Source organism: Desulforhabdus sp. TSK, assembly GCF_022836495.1.
Classification (GTDB): domain Bacteria; phylum Desulfobacterota; class Syntrophobacteria; order Syntrophobacterales; family Syntrophobacteraceae; genus Desulforhabdus.
Window position 1 is genome coordinate 1 of sequence record NZ_BQXM01000051.1, and the last position, 19252, is coordinate 19252.

At 57.9% G+C, this 19252-nt stretch carries 16 protein-coding genes, 1 tRNA gene and 1 rRNA gene; 11 read left to right on the top strand and 7 right to left on the bottom strand.

The genetic code is table 11. The features are described 5' to 3' along the window. Positions 1–110: ribosomal RNA gene (gene rrf / locus MWC30_RS20260) — 5S ribosomal RNA — on the top strand; the annotation flags it as partial. Between the two features lie 146 nt (positions 111–256). Here the strand turns inward: rrf and MWC30_RS20265 are convergent. Further along, positions 257–895 carry a DUF533 domain-containing protein gene (locus tag MWC30_RS20265; RefSeq protein ID WP_244086026.1) on the bottom strand — a complete coding sequence of 213 codons (639 nt, stop codon included), beginning with the start codon at positions 893–895 and terminating at the stop codon, positions 257–259. Positions 896–982: 87 nt separating this feature from the next. Then, on the bottom strand, positions 983–1414 hold the full coding sequence (lysM, locus tag MWC30_RS20270; protein ID WP_244086027.1) for a peptidoglycan-binding protein LysM: 432 nt from the start codon (positions 1412–1414) through the stop codon (positions 983–985). Positions 1415–1903: 489 nt separating this feature from the next. On the opposite strand from lysM, the gene MWC30_RS20275 reads away from it, so the two are divergent. The 4 genes from MWC30_RS20275 to MWC30_RS20290 all read left to right on the top strand — a co-directional run bounded on the left by MWC30_RS20275 (position 1904) and on the right by MWC30_RS20290 (position 7580). Next, positions 1904–3658 (top strand): ABC transporter ATP-binding protein, encoded by a 1755-nt coding sequence (locus tag MWC30_RS20275; RefSeq protein ID WP_244086028.1) that lies wholly within the window; start codon positions 1904–1906, stop codon positions 3656–3658. Positions 3659–3745: 87 nt separating this feature from the next. Next, complete coding sequence (locus MWC30_RS20280; protein ID WP_244086029.1) at positions 3746–4921, top strand: cell surface protein; 1176 nt, start codon at positions 3746–3748, stop codon at positions 4919–4921. Beyond that, positions 4914–6188, top strand: coding sequence for a DUF6384 family protein (locus tag MWC30_RS20285; RefSeq protein WP_244086030.1), 1275 nt, complete (start codon positions 4914–4916; stop codon positions 6186–6188). The genes MWC30_RS20280 and MWC30_RS20285 overlap by 8 nt, the downstream gene beginning before the upstream one ends. A gap of 12 nt (positions 6189–6200) precedes the next feature. Then, positions 6201–7580 (top strand): hypothetical protein, encoded by a 1380-nt coding sequence (locus tag MWC30_RS20290; RefSeq protein WP_244086031.1) that lies wholly within the window; start codon positions 6201–6203, stop codon positions 7578–7580. Positions 7581–7965: 385 nt separating this feature from the next. Here the strand turns inward: MWC30_RS20290 and MWC30_RS20295 are convergent, their stop codons facing one another. Then, positions 7966–8832: a neutral zinc metallopeptidase gene (locus MWC30_RS20295; RefSeq protein WP_244086032.1), complete on the bottom strand. Its 867-nt coding sequence runs from the start codon at positions 8830–8832 to the stop codon at positions 7966–7968. Positions 8833–9262: 430 nt separating this feature from the next. On the opposite strand from MWC30_RS20295, the gene MWC30_RS20300 reads away from it, so the two are divergent. Then, complete coding sequence (locus MWC30_RS20300) at positions 9263–9727, top strand: hypothetical protein (protein WP_244086033.1); 465 nt, start codon at positions 9263–9265, stop codon at positions 9725–9727. 152 nt (positions 9728–9879) lie between these two features. Here the strand turns inward: MWC30_RS20300 and MWC30_RS20305 are convergent, their stop codons facing one another. Together MWC30_RS20305 and MWC30_RS20310 are read right to left on the bottom strand one after the other, a co-directional pair. Further along, a complete protein-coding gene (locus tag MWC30_RS20305; protein ID WP_244086034.1) occupies positions 9880–10200 on the bottom strand; it encodes a hypothetical protein in 321 nt (106 codons plus the stop codon). Between the two features lie 117 nt (positions 10201–10317). Beyond that, on the bottom strand, positions 10318–11607 hold the full coding sequence (locus MWC30_RS20310; RefSeq protein WP_244086035.1) for a patatin-like phospholipase family protein: 1290 nt from the start codon (positions 11605–11607) through the stop codon (positions 10318–10320). A 358-nt stretch (positions 11608–11965) separates the two neighbouring features. Here MWC30_RS20310 and MWC30_RS20315 point away from each other — a divergent pair, with 358 nt between their 5' ends. Together MWC30_RS20315 and MWC30_RS20320 are read left to right on the top strand one after the other, a co-directional pair. Beyond that, positions 11966–12196 carry a hypothetical protein gene (locus tag MWC30_RS20315; RefSeq protein ID WP_244086036.1) on the top strand — a complete coding sequence of 77 codons (231 nt, stop codon included), beginning with the start codon at positions 11966–11968 and terminating at the stop codon, positions 12194–12196. Between the two features lie 63 nt (positions 12197–12259). Beyond that, positions 12260–12583 (top strand): hypothetical protein, encoded by a 324-nt coding sequence (locus MWC30_RS20320; RefSeq protein ID WP_244086037.1) that lies wholly within the window; start codon positions 12260–12262, stop codon positions 12581–12583. 104 nt (positions 12584–12687) lie between these two features. On the opposite strand, the gene MWC30_RS22690 is transcribed toward MWC30_RS20320, so the two are convergent. Then, positions 12688–15501, bottom strand: coding sequence for a DNA translocase FtsK (locus MWC30_RS22690; protein ID WP_269467799.1), 2814 nt, complete (start codon positions 15499–15501; stop codon positions 12688–12690). Positions 15502–16016: 515 nt separating this feature from the next. On the opposite strand from MWC30_RS22690, the gene MWC30_RS20330 reads away from it, so the two are divergent. The 3 genes from MWC30_RS20330 (at position 16017) to MWC30_RS20340 (ending at position 18846) form a co-directional block, all read left to right on the top strand. Further along, complete coding sequence (locus MWC30_RS20330; protein ID WP_244086038.1) at positions 16017–16694, top strand: isochorismatase family protein; 678 nt, start codon at positions 16017–16019, stop codon at positions 16692–16694. A gap of 369 nt (positions 16695–17063) precedes the next feature. Further along, a complete protein-coding gene (locus tag MWC30_RS20335) occupies positions 17064–18146 on the top strand; it encodes an ADP-ribosylglycohydrolase family protein (protein WP_244086039.1) in 1083 nt (360 codons plus the stop codon). Positions 18147–18330: 184 nt separating this feature from the next. Further along, entirely contained in the window at positions 18331–18846 is a 516-nt protein-coding gene (locus tag MWC30_RS20340) for a DUF6398 domain-containing protein (protein WP_244086040.1), read from the top strand. Positions 18847–19067: 221 nt separating this feature from the next. Here MWC30_RS20340 and MWC30_RS20345 read toward each other — a convergent pair. Then, positions 19068–19145 (bottom strand) — tRNA-Pro (locus MWC30_RS20345). Positions 19146–19252 lie beyond the last annotated feature (107 nt).

The window sequence follows — 19252 nt, forward strand, 5'->3', positions numbered from 1 at the left end:
GCTACAGCGAGGAGGTCACACCCGTTCCCATCCCGAACACGGTCGTTAAGCTCCTCTGCGCCGATGGTACTGCGTGGGTGACTGCGTGGGAGAGTAGGGCGCCGCCGCCCCATCCCTTTTTACCCTTCCTTTCTCTTCCCTATCATATCCTTTGATTTCTGATCATTTGGTTTTCTTCAGTTATCTTCGTGCATCCAAGCAACAGGAGCGTCTCCCCACCCCAAAAAGCGCGCATTCGCTCATTCACCTTTCCATGTCAACCCGCGTCCCTCTGAGTCGGAACGCGGGCTGCAATTCCATCAGGCCCCTCCAGCTTGCCGATAATTCTCTGCGCCTCCGCAGGATCGATCTGTCCGTCTGCTTTGGCCGCGTTGATCATGGCTCGCACCAGGAGCTCGGCATGCTCCTCCATCTGCTGACGCTCGGCCTCCGTTTTGGGCTCCGACAGACCCATGGGAACGCCGGAGGTTTCCGCCCCGGTGTCCTTCAATGCCTTATAGGCCATGGCCGCCAGTAGTGCCATCAGCCCGCCGCCCACGGCGCCGCCGAAGGATTTGCCGCCTCCTCCCAGGAGCGCGCCTGCAAGAGCCCCCAGTCCTCCAAGGGCGAGATTTTCTTTTCCCCCGACGGTCCGCTGCGCTTCACCGAGGACACTCCCCAGCAGCCCACCCAGGTCATTGAGTCCTCCGCTTCCACTGCGGCCTCCGCCAAGGATGGACCCCAGATTTTCCAGCAGCCCGCCCCCGCCGGCAGATCCCCCCAGCATCGAAGTGAGGCTTTCCAATAAGCCTCCACCCCCTTCACTGCCTGCACCGAGAGAATTTTTCAACCGGTCATTGGACGATGCGGTCAAGCCCGCCTGGATGAGGGAACCCAACAAATCGCTTAAACTCATGATGTTCTCCATAACCTCTTAGAGCGTGAATGGTAATCCCGCTGAGCCCTCCCGGCGGGAACTGAGAAAAGTACCCCTGCTTCCGGATCAGCTCAGGGGGATACGGATTTTTTGGCCGACAAAGATAAGGTTCGGATCCCGAATGACTTCACGGTTGGCTTCGAAAATTTTGTTGTAGTCATTGGCATTCCCGAGAAATTGCTTGGCAATGGCTGAGAGGGTGTCTCCCTTCTTGATGACGTAATATTCGACTTTCGCGCTTACCGGAGGAGCCTGAAGCCCATCGATTTTGACTTCGGCTACTCCCTGGACGTTTCCAGCAATGAGCACTGCCTTTTCCATTGCTTCAGGAGAGGCGGCTTCGCCGGAAAGAGAGACGACGCCATTGTCGAACTTGACGTCCAATCCAGTAATGCCGGGGTTTGATTCTTCGATGTGCTTCTTGATGGTTTCGGCCGCATCGGCATCACGGCTGAAAAGCTTTTTACCAATGTCCTTAACGAAATCGAACAATCCCATGCCAATTCTCCTTGCTTGAATGAGTGATGAAAGTTCTGAAAAAGCCGGCTCCGCAAGCTTTCTCCCACTTGAAGCGCTTTCGACCAATTTGATGAGAACAACCGACTGTACAATAGTCTGTAACGATATAAATCAACGGACAATGTAGATTTAGCAATAATTATCAATTTAAAGTAATTTTAAAAAAATTCTTGTCAATAGAAGCGTGCAACTTTTAAGATGTTTTAAAGATCTATCCTTCCTGGCAAACTATTTCTCCGGAGATAGAAATATGTCCTGCGCTCATGCGGGCTGTAAGTCTCCGAAGGACTGAGCGGTTATCGTCAGAGAAACGAATCCCTTTCTGACGCGTCGAAAACTGACGCCTCATATTGAGGCAGGATAGTTATCGATTTTCTGATCGGGATTTCATGCCGTTAAAACGAACTGAAGGGTGGATTGAGAAGGGTTCAATCGTCCTTGTGCTTCCCGTTGGAGTGATTCAGTCAGATGAGACGAGAAATTTTCAAGTACTTACGGCCGTATCGTGTTCCATTCGCCTTGGCGCTGCTGCAGGTGTTTCTCATCAGTGCCTTCGAAATTCTGAAGCCCTGGCCCATGAAGATTGTCATCGATAATGTACTGACTGGAAAACCCGTTTCCTGGACGCTCGTGTCCTCCTTCAGCCAGGATTCGATTCTTCTCCTGTCGTGCGCGGGGTTGGTGCTCATTTACCTTTTTCTCGGGGGAATGACCATCGTCAACAATTACACGACAATCCGCATCGGCCAGCGGATGGTCAACGATTTCCGAAGCGATCTGTACAGCCACCTCCAGCGCCTGTCTCTGGCCTTCCACAGCAGGCGGCAGGTGGGGGATCTCCTTTACCGCATCACGGCCGATACGTTTTCCATCCAGGCCCTCACCATGAATGGGGTTTTTCCCATCGTCACCGCCACCGCCCTCCTGGGGATGATGTTTTTCGTGATGATCCGCCTGGACTGGCAGCTGACCATACTGGCCCTCAGCATTTGCCCGGCGCTGATCCTCACCATATCCCTCATGAGCAGGAAAATCGTCGTTGCGGCGACCCACTACAGGGAGCGGGAGAGCGAAGTTTATTCGGTGGTCCAGAGGGCCATGTCGGCCATACGCATCATCCAGGCCTTCACCAAGGAAGAGGAAGAGCACAGGAAGTTCATGAGAGCCAGTACAGAGAGCCTGGGAGCGAGCCTCCGCATGTTTACCCTCCAGACGATTTATTCCGGTGTCGTGGACGGGGTCATGGCTGTCGGAACGGCTTGCGTCATATGGATTGGAGCCAAGCATGTTCTCGAAGGCTCCCTCAGTGTTGGAGACATCGTCGTGTTCACATCGTACCTGGCCTCTCTCTATGCGCCCATCAACACCATCAGCCAGACGTGGGGAGTCATCCAGACGGCCAAGGTCGGCGTCCAGCGCGTCCTTGAAATCCTGAACGTCGAGAGGGACATGAAGGACGGCAGCCGCGTGTTTCCGGGTGAGGGGGCGAAAGGAGAAATTTTGCTGGAAAACGTCTCCTTCAGCTATGTGCAGGACCAGCCCGTCTTGAAGAATATTTCCGTGCACGTTCAATCCGGGCAGACTGTCGCCATTGTGGGCCCCACGGGCGTGGGCAAGTCGACGCTGGTGAGCCTGGTGCCCCGCTTTTATGATCCCGTAGAGGGGCGGGTTCTACTCGACGGCGTCGACGTCCGGGAATATCAGCTCAAATCGCTGCGGCACCAGATCTCCATGGTGCTGCAGCCGCCCCTGGTTTTTCCCATCAGCATCAAGGAAAACATCGCCTATGGCCGCCCTGAAGCGAGCGATGAGCAAATCATCGAGGCGGCGCGTCTCGCTCGGATTCACGACTCCGTCATGAGGCTGCCCAAAGGGTATGATACCCCCGTGGGGGAGCAGGGCACCACTTTGTCCGAAGGGGAGCGGCAGAGGGTCACCATCGCCCGGGCCATCCTGCGGGATGCACCCATACTCATCCTCGATGAGCCCACCTCCTCGGTGGACGCCGAAACGGAAGCCGCCATCATGGACGGGCTGAATCAGCTCATGGTGGGGCGCACGACATTCATCATCGCCCATCGCCTGTCCACAGTTCGAGCTGCCGATAAGATCCTCGTCCTCCGCGCGGGGGAAGTGGTCGAGCAGGGGAGCTTTGAAGATCTGGTGCGGGCGGGAGGATTTTTCGCTTCCCTGTACCGTACCCAATTCGGGCTTGTGGAGTGAAATTAGAGGTTTGGCCGGGGATCACGGAGTCAATCGCCCCCGGTGGGGATAATTCTTTAGCCATAAGGAAAGGAAGGGAGCAGGACCATGACGAATACCAATCTGCCGATGCCTCTCAAATATCTCGACAAGGCTGTGTCGAGATTGCGTGACCTGGGGCTCATGCCCGAGAAGCCGGATGAAGCTCCGGTGGTGGCGATGATCCAAAAAGTGAGTGATCTCGACGAAGAAAAAGCCGTCGCCATTGCGCGTACATTGAATCACACGACCGTATTCAACGAAGTGGTACGGGAACAGGTCTCGGCCATGGAAGTGGGACAGCGCTACGAGGAAATAGCCAACGCCTTCAACAGCATCCGCGACGATGCCCAAAAAATGGTCAAACAGCTGGAAGACGGCGAAATCGACACGGTAGAGCGCATGGGAAATTTCTGGATGAAGGTCACCCGGGGAGATATCCCAAGCCGTTTCGAAAAGATCAAGAAAACCTACAACGAAGTCACCCGCGACAGCCGGGACCAGATCGATCGGGAACTGACCATCCTCGAATCCTACCGCGACTTTCGCGGTGCCTTGAAGGAAGCTCAGGTGATGGCCTATGAAATCCTCAAAAAGGCCGACGCCGAGCTGCAGGGTGCCAAATCGCGCCTGGAGGAGGCCGCCAAAGCCTTGGAGAGCAATACGGACAAGGACCAGGTGGTGATCGCCAAGCTCGAATTGGCCCGGGACGAGCGGCTCCGGGAGCTGCAGGAGGAGGACAAGCGCTATCAGGTGGCCAAGGACCTGGCTGAAAACCTGTCCATCAATTACAATACAACGGAAGTGATCATGGCCCGCCTGCTCCAGTCCAACGAAGTGAAGGAGCGGGTGTACTCTCAGGCTGTGACCTTTTTCGGCACCAATGAAACGGTTTTCACGGCTCTGAACGCTTCTTTCACCAGCCTGCAGGGTTTGCACGAAAGCACCCGTACCCTGGAGGTCATGAAGGAGGGCATCAACCAGAGCCTGGAGACGCTGGCCGACGTGGGAGGAAAGGTCCAGGAAGACGCCCTTCGAGCAGGCTACGGCCCGACCCTGAAGGCTCAGAGTGTCAAAAAACTGCTGGATTCCGTCATCAATTTTCAGGAACGTTCCCGAACGCTCATCACCGAACTGCGGGATTTGAGCGCACGCAACGAGGAGGAAATCCGGCAGGCCGTGGAAGCCGGTAAACGCCGCCTTGTGGAATTGACCAAAGCCGGAGAAGTCCTGACTCATGGTTGATCAAGAGAAGCCGGAGAAAATAGAGCTCGACGAAGTCATGCTCGCCATGGACGTGGTGGACACACTGCGCCATGAGCAACAGCTTGTGGAGCGGGAGCTTACTTCCGACGCACGTGACCAGGCTCTGTTTGAAAAGGTGAAGCGTATGTATGCTTCACAGGGGCTGGAAGTCACCGACGAGATCATCGCGGAGGGGGTGGCCGCTCTGCGGGAGGAAAGGTTCGCGTACAGGACTCCCCCGCCCAGGGGAACGTTGTGGCTGGCCAGGCTTTACGTCAATCGACGGAAATGGGCAAAGGTGCTGGGAGGGGTGGCTGCCCTCCTGGCGGCCGTATTCCTCCTCTACCGGTTTGCGTTCGTGGCACCTGAAGTGCGTCAGCAGGCGCGGGCAGTTCGGGATATCAATACCCGGATCAGTCAGCAGCAGGACCGGATCACCGTGGCCAGGCAACGGTTCAGCAGCCTGAGCCAGAGCCTCGGGAGCACTCAAAGCAAGGTATCCCAGTCTTCCGAAGTTGCTGCCAGGCGTCTTCTTGCCGACGCCTCCCTGCAGCTGGAAGGAGCCGACACAAAGCTTCAGGCTTTCGACAAGCTCCCTCTCAAGGCAAACCTGGATGCAGAAAGCCTTGCCCGGGAAGGCGATGCCATTGCACGCCGGCTGGACCAGCGGGAAGGTTTGCTGCGCGATGCGGATGCCCATCTGGACAAGGTGGAAGCGGCAGTGGCTGATTTGAGCGGCCTTGCTGCCCTCCGTGAAAAGCTCGCCGGACAGCGCCAAAGCCTGATGGCGGAAAGCCGGGAAGATGCGGCCAACGTGCAGGTGGAAAAGCTCTATGCCGACGCACTGGCGGCCTTGAACAGCGGCGATGTCCAGGGTGCCCGAAAAGGTTCGGCCGCCCTCCAGGAACTGTATGGTCGCCTGGTGCAGGAGTACGAGCTGCGAATTGTCTCCCGACCGGGCACCCTCACCGCCGTGTGGCGAGAGCCTCGGAACAGGCCCGGAGTGCGCAATTATTATGTCATCGTCGATGCTGTTACCCCCCGGGGGGAAAGGGTTGTCCTTCCCATAACCAGTGAAGAGGATGGGACCACGCGCACCGTGACGCAGTGGGGACTTCGCGTAGACAACGCCCTCTACGAAAAGATTCGCCGTGACAAGCTCGATGACGGCATCATCCAAAACAACCGGTTTGGTGTCAAAGAGCGCGGCTATCTGACTCCTCATTATCTGATGCCGACCACGGGCGGCGCCATCACCCAGTGGTAAGAGAGCGATGCCATGATAACGGGAAGAGACAATCTGCAGTTGATCAACCAGCACATCTACAGGGCCCAGACCGAACAGGAGAAAGCCGTGCGGCGCCTGGAGGCGCTGCATCAGGAGTTGAACGCCCTGCACCTGGAAACGGTCAAACGCTATCGGGCGCTGGCCAAGCTGCGGCTGGACGATTTCCAGGCCGACCCGCTGGTTTCCCGGCTGGACGAATCAGATCGGGTCATCAGCAACTTGCTGGAAAAACTGCAACTGGCCCGGCAGGACCTGCAAAAGCAGATCCAGGCCAGCTTGTCCCGGCAGCAGGAGCTCGAAGAGCAGCGTAAAGAACAAGAGCGAGGGCGGGACGAGGCCGGACAGGAGATCCAGCGTCTGCTGGAGGAGGCCCGCCAGCGCATTACGGAGACGGATGCCTACCGCCGGCAGAAGGAGCGGGCGGAGACGGCCGACGCCGTGGCGCAGCAGGCCGAAGACAAGGCAACGCGGACCGAAAAGGATCGCCTCGACAAAAGCAAGCCCTATGAAGCCGACGACCTTTTCATGTACCTCTGGAAAAGAGGGTACCTGACCCCTCAGTATCAGGCCGGGTGGTTTGCCCGCCGCATGGACAACTGGGTGGCGAAGCACATCGATTATCAGCGCAATCGCTCCAACTATTACATGCTCCAGGAGCTGCCCCTCCGGCTTCGGGAACATGCCGTCAAGGCCCGGCAGACGGCGCAGCTGGAGGCTCAGGCCCTTCAAACCATGGAGCGGGAAGCTACCGAGGCTGCCGGCATTCCCGGGCTGCAGGCCAGGGTGCAGGAGGCGGAAAGAAAGCTCCAGGAGCACGATGCACTCATCGAAGCCGAAGAATCCCGCCATCGGCAGCTCCTGGAGCAGCAGACCGACTTCAATGAAGGGAGGGACGCTTCATCCAGGCGGATTGTCGAATTGCAGATAGCCGCCCTGCAGCGCGAGGAGCTCGCCGAGCTCCTGCGGGAGGCCCGTGCCACCCCCCGCCCCGAAGACGACGCGCTTGTTGCTCAACTGCAGCAGATGCAGCAGCAAAAAAAGCAGGTTGAAACGGAAATCCAATCGACCAACGCGTTCCTGCAGCAACAGCAGAGAAGACTGGACGAGCTGGAGGAGCTGAGGCGCCGTTATCGCCACAACGGCTACGATTCTTACAATTCATCCTTTTCCGGGGGATTTGCCCTCGGGGCTCTCCTGGGGCAGATGCTGGAGGGGCTGCTGAATTCGGATGGAGTCTGGCGGGAGATCGGCCGTCACCACCAGCGGGGGCCCTCCGGTGATCGGGGTGGTTTTGGCCGGGGCTTCGAAAGACCCGACGACGAGAGGGGGGGATTCGGCGGCGGGGATTTTCGCACGGGCGGAGGATTTTGATACCCCAATGAAACCTGGCCCCTTTAAATCTGCAGAGGGGCAGGGGGTGTCCGCGGGGTAGGGTGCATTTTGTGCACTATCCGTACTGAAGCCATACTTGCGTCAACAATGGTGCGTAAAACGCACCCTGCTCCCTGCTGATTTTCGACATGGCGTCACGCCGTCATTCCGGCATGCTCTAAAGCCGGAATCCACAACAACTGCCTGGATACCGGCTAAAAACACGCCGGTATGACGGGCGGCTATTTGGACACTCATTTATACTCCAAGCTGGAAGGCGCTCCTGCAAAAGTCAAGATTTTAACCGTTCGCAGTCTATTTAGCGCTGCACTGATCCGTTAGCCTGCCGGAATGACGAGGGTGCTTCACTGTACCCCCTGAACCCTCAATGCGGCCGCGTCTCGAAGGTGTTGCATTGCCTGATGTCGCCGCTCTCGATGCCGCGCCTGAACCATGTTACGCGCTGTGCTGAGGATCCGTGGGTGAACGAGTCGGGGACGATATATCCCTGCATCTGCTGCTGTACGCGATCGTCGCCGATGGCGCTGGCGGCCGTCAGTCCCTCCTCGATGTCTCCGGTCTCGAGGATATTGCGCGTGCGGTCGGCGTGGGAGGCCCACACCCCGGCCAGGCAATCGGCCTGGAGCTCGAGGCGCACCGACATGGCGTTGGCCTGGGCTTCACTGGAACGGCTTCTGGCTGCCTGTACTTCGTCCATGATGCCCAGCAAATTCTGCACATGATGGCCCACCTCGTGCGCGATGACGTAGGCTTGAGCAAAGTCTCCGCGAACCTGGAAACGTTCCCTCAATTCCTGGTAAAAGGCCAGGTCGATGTAAATGGTCTGATCCAGCGGGCAATAAAACGGTCCCGTTGCCGTCTGGCCGGTGCCGCACGCTGTCGGTGTCGCCCCGGTGAAAAGCACGAGCTTCGGATCCCTGTACTGGCGCCCGCTTTGCTGAAAAATCTCACGCCACGTGTCTTCGGTGTCCGCGAGGACCTTCGAGATGAAGGTGCCCATGGCGTCATCGGGGGCAGATCTCTGTGCCTGCGTCGACTGGGACACAGGGGGCCCCCCGCCGGTGAAAAGACTCAGCATCACCGAGGGATCGATGCCCAGGAAATAACTCGCTGCCAGGACCACGAGCAGCGTCCCGACGCCGACGCCCCGGCCAATGCCGAAGCCGCTTCGGCCGCCCTCCCCCCGACGATCTTCGATATTATCGCTTTCGCGCTGGTCTTCAAGGCGCATGGCTGGCTTCCTCCATTTTCCATCGTTTTCTCCATGAGCGTCCTGCCTCAGGCGGGTTTAGCCCCCGTCTGGACTTGAAGCTCCATCGGCCTGAAAAGATGGTACATGGGATCCCTCTGATATTCAATGGAAAATCAAGGCTTTTCCCGGTGGCTCCACAGTGGCGGCCTTGACAGGCAATGGCATGGGTCCTAATTTACGCAAAGTTTGCAGTGCGTGAATCTATTTCATCCATATCGACAGGAAGCCGCCTGCACAGGATGCCGGCTTCCACCAAAGGTCACTGAAGGTCCAAATTCAACACAGTGAGGCCTGAAATGTATTCCCATTGAGAGAGCGTGTCCTGCTCTCGACGGTCGAGGGCCTGTTGTGCAATGCATGACTGGACGGACACGATCCAAGCATCAACACAAAATGGAGGAACTTACACATGAAGAAAATGACTTCCCTATTGGTATGTGCAGCGTTTGCCCTGAGCCTTGGCTTGCTTTTCGGGTGCAGCGAAGAAAAGGCTCCCGAAAAAACCACGAAGACTCCGGGCACAGTATCTCCTGGTGAAGTGAAAAAGGAAGCTGCAGAAGCGGTGGATAAAGCGGCTGCTCTCGCCAAGCAGCAGATGGGTGAATATGAAAAGAAACTGCAAACCTCCCTGGATGACTACAAGAAAAAAATCCAGGAACTGGAAGCCAAGGCTGGAACAGTAAAAGAGGAATCCAAGGCGGAGTTCGCCAAGGAAATGGAAAAGCTGAAAGCGCAGGAGCAGGACTTGACGAAAAAATTGACTGCTCTCAAATCGGACAGCGGAGCCGCCTGGGAAAGCATAAAATCCGGATTGGATAATTCCATGAATGAATTGAAAAAGTCCTACGATCAGGCTGCTTCCCATTTCAAATAGGCCTCAGGGCTGGTAGCAATGGTGTTGACTCAAGCTCCAATCGTTTTGCCGACGAAAGCCGGAATCCATGCAAATCCAAACTGCTTGGACCCGGGTTTTCACGGGAGTACCGGTAAGTCAACAACATTGAGGGCTGCGGGAAGCCCCACCCGTTATGACATAACAAAATAGCAGGAGCGGCATCCTGCTGCAATGAGAACAGCAGGATGCCGCTCCTGCCGGCTTCGCCGGCCTCGATCCATGGAATCATCCACGCACCGCAGCAGGTCCAGCAGATGGCTGCTGGTGTTGCCCTTGCTCCCGTGATGGGGGAGTTTCAGTGCGTCCAGCCTCGGACGCTCTGCCCCCCGTTTGAGGAGAAGTTTTGACAGGGAGGCCTCGATCACCGGCGAGAAGCCGTCTCCTGTAAGAAGAACCGATTTTCCCCTGCTGCCGGGACGGCCACTCGCCTGCCCGCAAAATTCTCGTTCCATGCAAATCTCCTCCGCTCCAGAGTTTTCGTGAAATATTCCGCTTCGCGGACTCCCAGAATATCAGCCGCGTCGATTCCCCAGGAACCGAACCACTCTCGCATTGCCTGATCCTCCTTTCTACATGGGCGCTCGGCTGCCGATTTCCACCGATGGGCGGGGGCCGTCGCAGAAGGGGCGCTCCGCCGCTTCCCCCGGGCCGTCGCATACCGCCTTGGCTTCAAGCTCGGCGATCCAGTCGAGGAGAGCTTCAATGCCTGCTTTGGCAGCCTCGTACTGTTCTCCCGACTGGAACTCATAGCATGAGGGAGCTTTCCTGGAAGCCAGGAGATCCGCCAGTTGCCGATCTTCGGGCATGGAGTGGTCGACGCTTTGCCTGAATTCGTGAAGATAAGCGGCCAAACCCGCGAGAGCCGACCTCAAGCGGGCCCAGCGGTGTCCGTCCCACGAAAGGGACTCGCTGGGCGGGGTGGCGGCAAAACGATCGCGCAGCTTAATGCCGGCGGCGTTACCCCTTTCAGTGAGCCGCTGAATCGTGTCTGCAGGCATGTTGAGGTTCATCCCTCCCTCGTCGTCCCGGAGCCAGATTTCTGCCACGCGGTCGCGGTAACTGGGGAGGCGAAGATAGGCATTGTCGTGCCAGGATTTGGCGCTTTCGAAAATCGCGCCGCCGAACCCCACGAGGTCTTTGAGGGGGGAATCCCCGCGGTGGAATATGTTCCACAGGTCGCGGGTGCCGTCGGCTCTGCGCCGGATCATATAGATGAGGCTTTCGTCGATCCTGCGGCGTCCGGGCTTCCCCTTTTTGGGAATATACTGAAGGTTGACGGCGAGGGTCGGCCACCTGGGGAAAAGGGCATCGAAGCGGTGAATGGGGAGGTTGCTCGTGATCCCCCCGTCGCTGAACCAAACCTTCTCCAGGGGCTCGGCCGGGTCGTGGTAATTGACGGCATAAAGAGGGATCATGGTGAAGAGGAGGGGAAAGCTCAGACTCATACGCGCTGCCACGACTACGGGCATGGCGTCGCCTACGGGAAAGGGCAGCTTGCCGTCCCGACGGAGAGCAGGAGCCTGGATCTTTTCCCCTTCTTCCATGAGGTAATGGATGACTTTGGCCGGAAAGAACCGTTGCCAGTCTTCGGGATCGAAGGCGAAGAAATGGGTATCCTGGAAGGGCAGCTCCATGGGGCGTCCGAAGGTCACGCAGGTGGTGACCGCCCGGAGGTCGATGGATCGATGCTCCATGCCGGCCATCACCCCTTCCAGGCCCGAGGGGATTTTGGCATGGCGCAGGTCTCCGAAAGTGAGGGGCTTTCCGTCATCTTTGCCGGCAATGTCATCGATGATCTTGGCGAGCCAGGCGGTCAAGGGCTCGATTTCGCCCCGCTTCGGCTCATTGCCGACGGCCATGCCCGTGCAGAGTCCGAAGGCGTTTTTTGGCTTGACGATAGCCCGGCATGTTTCTTCTCCTTATTCAATAGATTGAAATATTTTAAAAAAACTTAAACGTCAGGCAGTTTTCCAATTGCAGGGAGCTCGGTGGCCTCTCCGGTACGGGCACCGGGAGGCGGCAAAGGAGGAGTCGCAAGGGCGAGGACGAAGGAAGCTGGAGGGCAGCGTAATGAGCTGAGGAAGGGAAGCAGCGTAGAAGGCTGAAGCACAGACCAAATTGGCGACTTCATCATAGGTTGTGTTGTGCCATAATGATTACAAAATTAAATGCAGAACATCAAGCGAAAGGCTTCTGAAATGAAGGAGAGTGCATTCGATGCGACTAAAACATAAAGCTGCCATTGTCATGGGGTCTTCAAAGGGAATCGGTGCAGCGATTGTCAAAGCTCTTGCCGGAGGGGGCGCCGGGGTGGTTGTGAATGATCTCCACATCAATTCAGCAGGATTCATGAAAGGCACCCTGCCGATCGGCGGATGCCGATTCATTGCCTCTGGTCGAGCTCTTGACCGATCCGTTTTTCTTGCAAGAGATGCTGCGCCGGTTTAATGTCCCCAGGATGCATGGGGGAGAATCGGCTCCCACCTGGAAACCTGGAAGGAGGAGTAGGGGATGAACAGCTTTTTAACGTTTTTGGGTCGTGTCCTGGTTGCCGCGGCAATCGCATATCTTGGCTTTTCCATATACAACCTCACGGAAAAGGTGGTACCGGCGATGTTGAAGACCCATGAGAAAGTGGATCAGGTGGTTCAGGAGGTTGAGAAGCTGAAGCAGCAGCTGCCTGCCATTGCCTACCAGTTGGGAAAGGAGGCCACCAAGGGAGCGGATGAGCAAAAAATGAAAGACCTCGTCGGAAAGGCCGCGGAGCGTGCGCTGAACCCGGATTCCCAGAAGCAAAATGATCCGTCGGCCGCCTCTGCGCCCACGCCCAGGTAGCCCGAGATCAGGGCAATGCGGAGAACAGGCAAAAGCGGCTCCCCTGGAGGATGACGCGATATAGGAGCATAACCCGGGTCGCTCTGAAGCTTCGTTCACTCAGCTTACTCCTGCCGAGCCGGCACGAGCACCGTCCGATTGCCGTTGCTTTCCATCGCACTGACCAGGCCGGTGGCCTCCATCTGTTCGACGAGGCGGGCGGCGCGGTTGTATCCGATCCTCAACTGGCGCTGAACAGCGGAGATCGAGGCCCGGCGCGAGCTGAGGACAAAAGCCACGGCATCGTCGTACAAGGGGTCGGCCTCGCCGCCGAACCGGTCCAGCTCCACTCCCCCATCCTCGCCTTCAGTTCCTCCGTCGAGCACGCCCTCCACATAGTCGGGCTCGCCGAGCTGCTTCAGATATTCCGCGACGGTCTGCACCTCGTCGTCCGCCACGAACGCGCCGTGCACGCGCTGCGGATAACCGGTGCCGGGTGGCAGGTAGAGCATGTCTCCCTGCCCCAGGAGGCATTCCGCACCCATCTGGTCGAGAATGGTGCGGCTGTCGATCTTGGATGACACCTGGAAGGCGATCCGCGTCGGGATGTTTGCCTTGATCAGCCCCGTAATGACATCGACGGAAGGACGCTGGGTGGCGAGAATCAGGTGAATGCCGGCGGCCCGCGCTTTCTGCGCCAGGCGGGCGATGAGCTCCTCGATCTTTTTCCCCGAAACCATCATCAAATCCGCAAGCTCGTCCACCACCACCACGATGTAGGGGAGGGGTGAAAGGGGCGCCGGGTCGTCCTCCTGCGGGGATAAGGGATCGAGCAGCGGCTCCCCCGTATCGAGGGCTTCGCGCACCTTCTGGTTGTAGCCCGCCAGGTTGCGGACACGGAGTCCGCTCATGAGCTGATAGCGCCGCTCCATCTCACCCACGCACCAGCTCAGCGCGTTGGCCGCAAGCTTCATGTCCGTCACCACCGGGGCAAGCAGGTGAGGGATGCCGTCGTACATGGACAGCTCCAGCATCTTCGGGTCGATCATGACGAAGCGCACCTCGTCGGGTGTCGTCCTGTAGAGCAGCGAAAGGATCATGGCATTCACGCCGACGGATTTGCCGGAGCCGGTCGTGCCAGCCAGGAGCATGTGCGGCGCCCTGGCCAAATCCGCCACCACCGGCTCACCGGTGATGTCTTTGCCGAGCACCATCGCCAATTTCGAGGGGTGACACTGGAAAACTTCAGAGGAGAGTACTTCCGAAAGGCGGATCATCTGGCGCCGCGCATTGGGCAGTTCCAGTCCCATGCAGGTCTTGCCCGGGATGGTTTCGACGACGCGGATGGAGACGACACCCAGGGCTCGAGCCAGGTCTTTCATGAGGCTCACCACCTGTCCGCCCCGCACCCCTACGGCCGGCTGCACCTCGTAGCGCGTGATGACCGGGCCCGCATAGGCGTCCTGCACGTTCACCTTGACGCGGAATTCGGCCAGCTTGTCCTCGATGAGGATGCCGCCTTCGATCAACTCGTCCTGACTCATGGACACCATTGCCGAATCGGGGGGATGCAGCAGCGAAACCGGCGGCAGGCAGGCATCCTGACGGATGCCGGGTTGGAAAGGGCCGCTCCGGTCCGCTGCCTCGTCGGGCCTGTAGAACCCGCCCGACCTGAGGACAGGCTCAGACGGCTGTGCGGAGGCCAAGGTCTCCTCGATCTGCCCGATGGACAGCTCGCTGGGCAGGATCGCAGCGCCCGTCGTGCCGGCCGCGCCAACCGGCGCACCTTCGGAACCGCTCGGCTCCAGTCCCGTGGCATCCTTCTCCGGGAGTGTTCGAGGGGCCGGCAGCATGGGCGGTTGAACAGCCGCCGAGGAGGCCGGCAGCATGGGAAGTTGTGGCGGCAATGTTTTTACGAGCAGCTTTCCGCCTTCCACGACGCGCACTGAAAATCTCTCCTGTAGCTTCAAGGGATCTGCATGGACAGTCGCTTGCGTGCTGCGCTCCGGTTCAGGGGAAGCCTGGCGCAATGCTTCGGCCTCTCTCACCGGCGCTTCCGCCACGCTGCTCGAAGGCGTGGGGCGGGGTGGTACGGTGAACCTGGATGGCCTTGGCGTAGGGATATGGACGGGCCTGTCGGGAGGACGGGGGGCTTCCCTCTGGGGACGCTCCTCGGATCGCCCGGGAGAAGCGCTCCCGTTGGCGGAAGAAGGACGCCCGCCGGCGCCGGAGAGTCGTTTGCCGTAGGTCGCCATGAGCCGCTGGCGGATTTCCTCCATCTCTAGAGTGACCGGTGGCGTTTCATCGGGATGGGGATCGAGTACCGATGCCCGCTCGGCTGGCTGTTTGCCGCGATACCTCTTCTGCAGGTTTTTCACGATGGACGGAAGATCCATGACTTCCTGCGGTCCGGCCTGTGGGGTCATCTTTTCGGGCGTCACACGATCCGCAGTGCCGTCAACGGCCAGGCGGAAGCTGTTTTGCGGGCGCAGCCTGGCTTCGGCGGATTCTTCCCGCGCATGAGTCTTGAGCGGCCAGGTATGGCAGGAATGTGGACGGTACAAAGAGGCTTCCGCCAGCGGTTCCTGGCTGTGTCGGGAAGAACCGGCGTCAATGCGTGTTTCCGGCAGGGACCTTTCCTGCGACGGGCCCCCTTGACTCTCTTCCTCCCTTTCCGAGGGCTGAGAAGGGAGAGAGGGAATGGCCGTACGCAGCAGGCGCTTCAACTCCTGGACAACAGATGCCGGCCGACCGCCCAACGGTTCCAGCAGATTCGGCAACGATTTTCCCAGCCGAAGAAAGAGCGATATCCCCAGCCCCAGTCCCGCCAACGCCAGCGCCGCCCAGGACGACCATATCGCCAGTACCATTGCAACGATCGCACATGCCAGGCCCCATTGCCACCACCACTTGCTCGAATCCCCATTGAAAACGTTCACTTTGCGCATCCCTTCAGCCGGGCAGGCGAACCGCCATCGAGGGCTTTCGGATTGAAGCCCGAAACACGGCCTGTGGCGCTATGCGTCGCCCGGGTTGTAAATCGCTCCTGATCTACATCGACCACAATTCCCAATGTTGTTGACTTAGCGTCACCCCGGTGAAAACCGGGGTCCAAAAAGTTTGGATTTGCCTGGATTCCGGCTTTCGCCGGAATGACGATCAGAGCCTAAGCCAACAACAATGCCCATCCTCCTACCCCCTTTCATATCGTTTGTCCGGCAGGAGGATTGAGGAAGATTATCACACCAAATCATCCCATTGCAAAGTTTAGGCACGGCAAAGCATTCATTTGGTCCGGAAGTTGAGTGCTCCGACCTGCGTGCTTAGTTTGTACGGGTAAAAGAGTGCTCCGGGTTTTCTGCCTGGAGTGCTCATCCAATAGCAACCTGCGAAGTTGTGTGCCGCGACGGAATGGATCGTTCACGTCATGGGCACACCGCAAGAGGAGAAAACCATGGCGAAAGTCAACAAGTGGATGATCGACCCCGACGACGCCGTTTTGCTTTTGATAGACCACCAGAGCGGGTTGTTTCAACTGGTGAAGGACATAGACCTTCCTGTGCTTCGTTCCAATGTCATCGCTCTGGCGAAGGTGGCGCGCCTTGCCAGGATTCCCACTATCACCACGGCCTCGGTCCCTGACGGTCCCAATGGACCTCTAATCCCCGAGATTCACCAATATAACCCGGACGCGATCTACGTCCCGCGCACAGGCCAGATCAATGCCTGGGATAACCCGGCGTGGGTTGCGGCCATCGAGAAAACCGGACGTAGAACCCTCCTGATTGCCGGTACACTGACCAGTGTATGCATGGCGTTCCCGGCGCTGAGCGCACTGGTCGCCGGGTACAAGGTCTTTTGTATCATCGATGCTTCAGGCAACTGGTCGAAGATGGCGACGGATCTCACTCTGGCGCGTGTGGTTCAGGCCGGAGCGGTACCGATTGACACGTTTGCCGTCATCGCCGAGCTTCAGAGTACCTGGAACCGTTCGGATGCGATGGAATTTGCGGCGATCTTTGCCGAGCACGTTATCCCGGGCTACCGTGCCTTGATGGAGAGCTACGACAAGGCGCAGAGCGTGCAAAAAGTCGGTCGGGAAACGAAGCTGGAGCACCTGGAGGCCGCATAGACAAACTGAATTGATTTGCTGAGAGAATGGATTTGCGGAGAAAAGAAAAAAGGGGAAAGGGGCTCAATGGCGCTCTTTCCCTCCAGTTTTCTGGTGGCTCACATTTCCTTGGAAAGAAGGCTTCAAAACCCTCCAGACCAGATGTTGACTTTCGCCGCCACATATTGCGATGATCCCGCGCCGTAAACGATTTTGGCGGCTTTCCGAGAGAGCTTTACCCGGTGGAATATCCGGCACCCCGGGATCTTGGGAAGAAGAACGAGCAGATATGTTTTCCGGTACAAGGAGTCGAGGGAGGCTCTGCCTCCATGCTTGCGGTCCAGGGATGATGAGCCGTTGTTGTTTGCCCAAGGAGTAAAGGAGGCTAAGATGCCCAATCAGATCATCCAGAATCGCGCCTCGGGTGCCATCATGGGGGCCTTCATAGGCGATGCGCTGGCCCTCGGTCCTCACTGGTATTACAGTCTCGCTGAACTTCACCGTGACTATGGCGAATGGATTGACGGCTATACCGATCCCAAACCCGGCCGATACCACGCCGGGCTCAAAGCTGGCCAACCTTCCCAGGCAGGCTTTATCCTCAGGCTCATGGTTCGCTCCCTCGTCGAGTGCGGTGGTTACGATGAAGCGGATTTTTGCCGTCGGATGGATGAAGAGCTCTTCCCGCTTCTCGATGGAACCCCGGTGAGCGGGCCGGGGAGATATACGAGCCAGTCCATCCGGGAGGCCTGGAGGCGCCGCGTGCTGCAGAAACTGCCATGGGGGCAAACCGGTGGCCACGCGGATACCACTGAAGCCATCGAGCGTACCCTTGCCATAGCCGTTCGCTATGCGCTGCAACCCGCCCGCCTCGCATCCGCTGTTGCCGGCAATGCCATCCTCACCCAGACGGATGATACCGTGGTCTCGATGACCGTTGCCTACGGCGCGGTGTTGAGTCTTCTGGTTCAGGGGCATGCGTTCGACACGGAACTGTCCGCCAGGCTCATGGAATGGGTCAAAAATGGGGAATTACCCTTTCACGCCGTGACGCGCGACAATCTCCAGCCGCCCCGCCCCGGTGATCCGGACCCACCCCGTGCCGGCCGCTTCGCCTCGCCGGACGCCTTGCTGACACCCTCCTATATGGCCCAAGCCGCGGCGGACCCGGAGATCCGTATCGAGCCGGCGTGGAAGGTGTCCCTTGTTTACGGGATGCCCTGCGCCATCTACCATCAGCTTCCCGCCGCTTACTATCTTGCAGCCCGGTTTCATAACGATTTCGAATCAGCCGTGCTCCATGCCGTTAACGGCGGTGGACAGAACCAGGCGCGCGCCATCCTCACCGGCGCCCTCGTTGGTGCTCAAACCGGTTTATCCGGAATCCCTCAACGCTTCCTCGATGGACTCGAAGAGGTGGAGGATCTCAACAAACTGGCCACAGACCTGGCTTCACAAGTCGGAGCCCCCTGATGCGTAAGCGTTCAGATGCCTTGGTAAAACGAGCGGCCGCTGGGAAGACCCTGTCTCAGCAATTGGACGCTCGCGTGGACCAATAAGGCAATGCAATAAGGGCTCGAGAGCAACCTGAATATCGCTGGCTTTATTATTTCAGTCGATTTATGTTTGTCGAAAAACGACAGGGAGGAATGGACTGATGCCGAGAGTGAGCAAATCAGAGAAAGTGCCCGAGCAGATGAGGCCTATTTTTGATGCCGTCGTATCTCTTACCGATGAAGTCTGCAAGAAGCATCTGAACGAGGAATATGCAACGCTTGCGCGCCAGGCTGCGGCAGCCTTCTGTCGGAAGCGCCCGTCTCCCCTTTCTCATGGAAAGGCAAACAGCTGGGCCTGCGGGATCGTCTATGCACTGGGGGCTGTCAATTTCCTGTTCGACAAAAGCCAGGATCCACACATGAATGCAACGGATCTTTGCAACGCCTTCGGTCTCAGTGCAAGTACGGGCGCTGCCAAGTCGAAGGTAGTGCGGGACGTTTTGAAGATGACGCAATTTGACCCGAATTGGTGCTTGCCAAGTAAATTAGATTCCAATCCGGTGGCGTGGCTGATAACCGTAAACGGCTTCATGGTTGATGCCCGCGCCATGCCTCTCGCAATTCAGGAGGAAGCATACAGGAAAGGGCTGATCCCCTATATTCCGGAAAGGGAGTGAGACAGCGGAAGATATACTGGGTGCACTCGATAAAGATGGACGGTCTCATAATCCTTTATCAATTGGCAATCTACACCGAGGCAGGAATTCAGGATCGATCTTCGGCAAGCGAGTGGGTGCTTTGGGTTGGGGGTTATCCCATTCAGAAGGGTCTCGAAATGAAAATGTTGTTTGAAATGTTGGTTGCTGATTTTGTTGTATTGCTAAGAGCTTTATTTGTTTGGTCGGGGCGAGAGGATTTGAACCTCCGACCCCCTGCTCCCAAGGCAGGTGCGCTGACCAGTCTGCGCTACGCCCCGCGACCCAAACTCCGTCTAGCTATCATAGGGGCAGGGGAAAAGCAACTTGTATGTGTTCGTGGAGTATAATTTTGTCGCTTCCCTGCACGAGCATCGAGAGCTCCAGA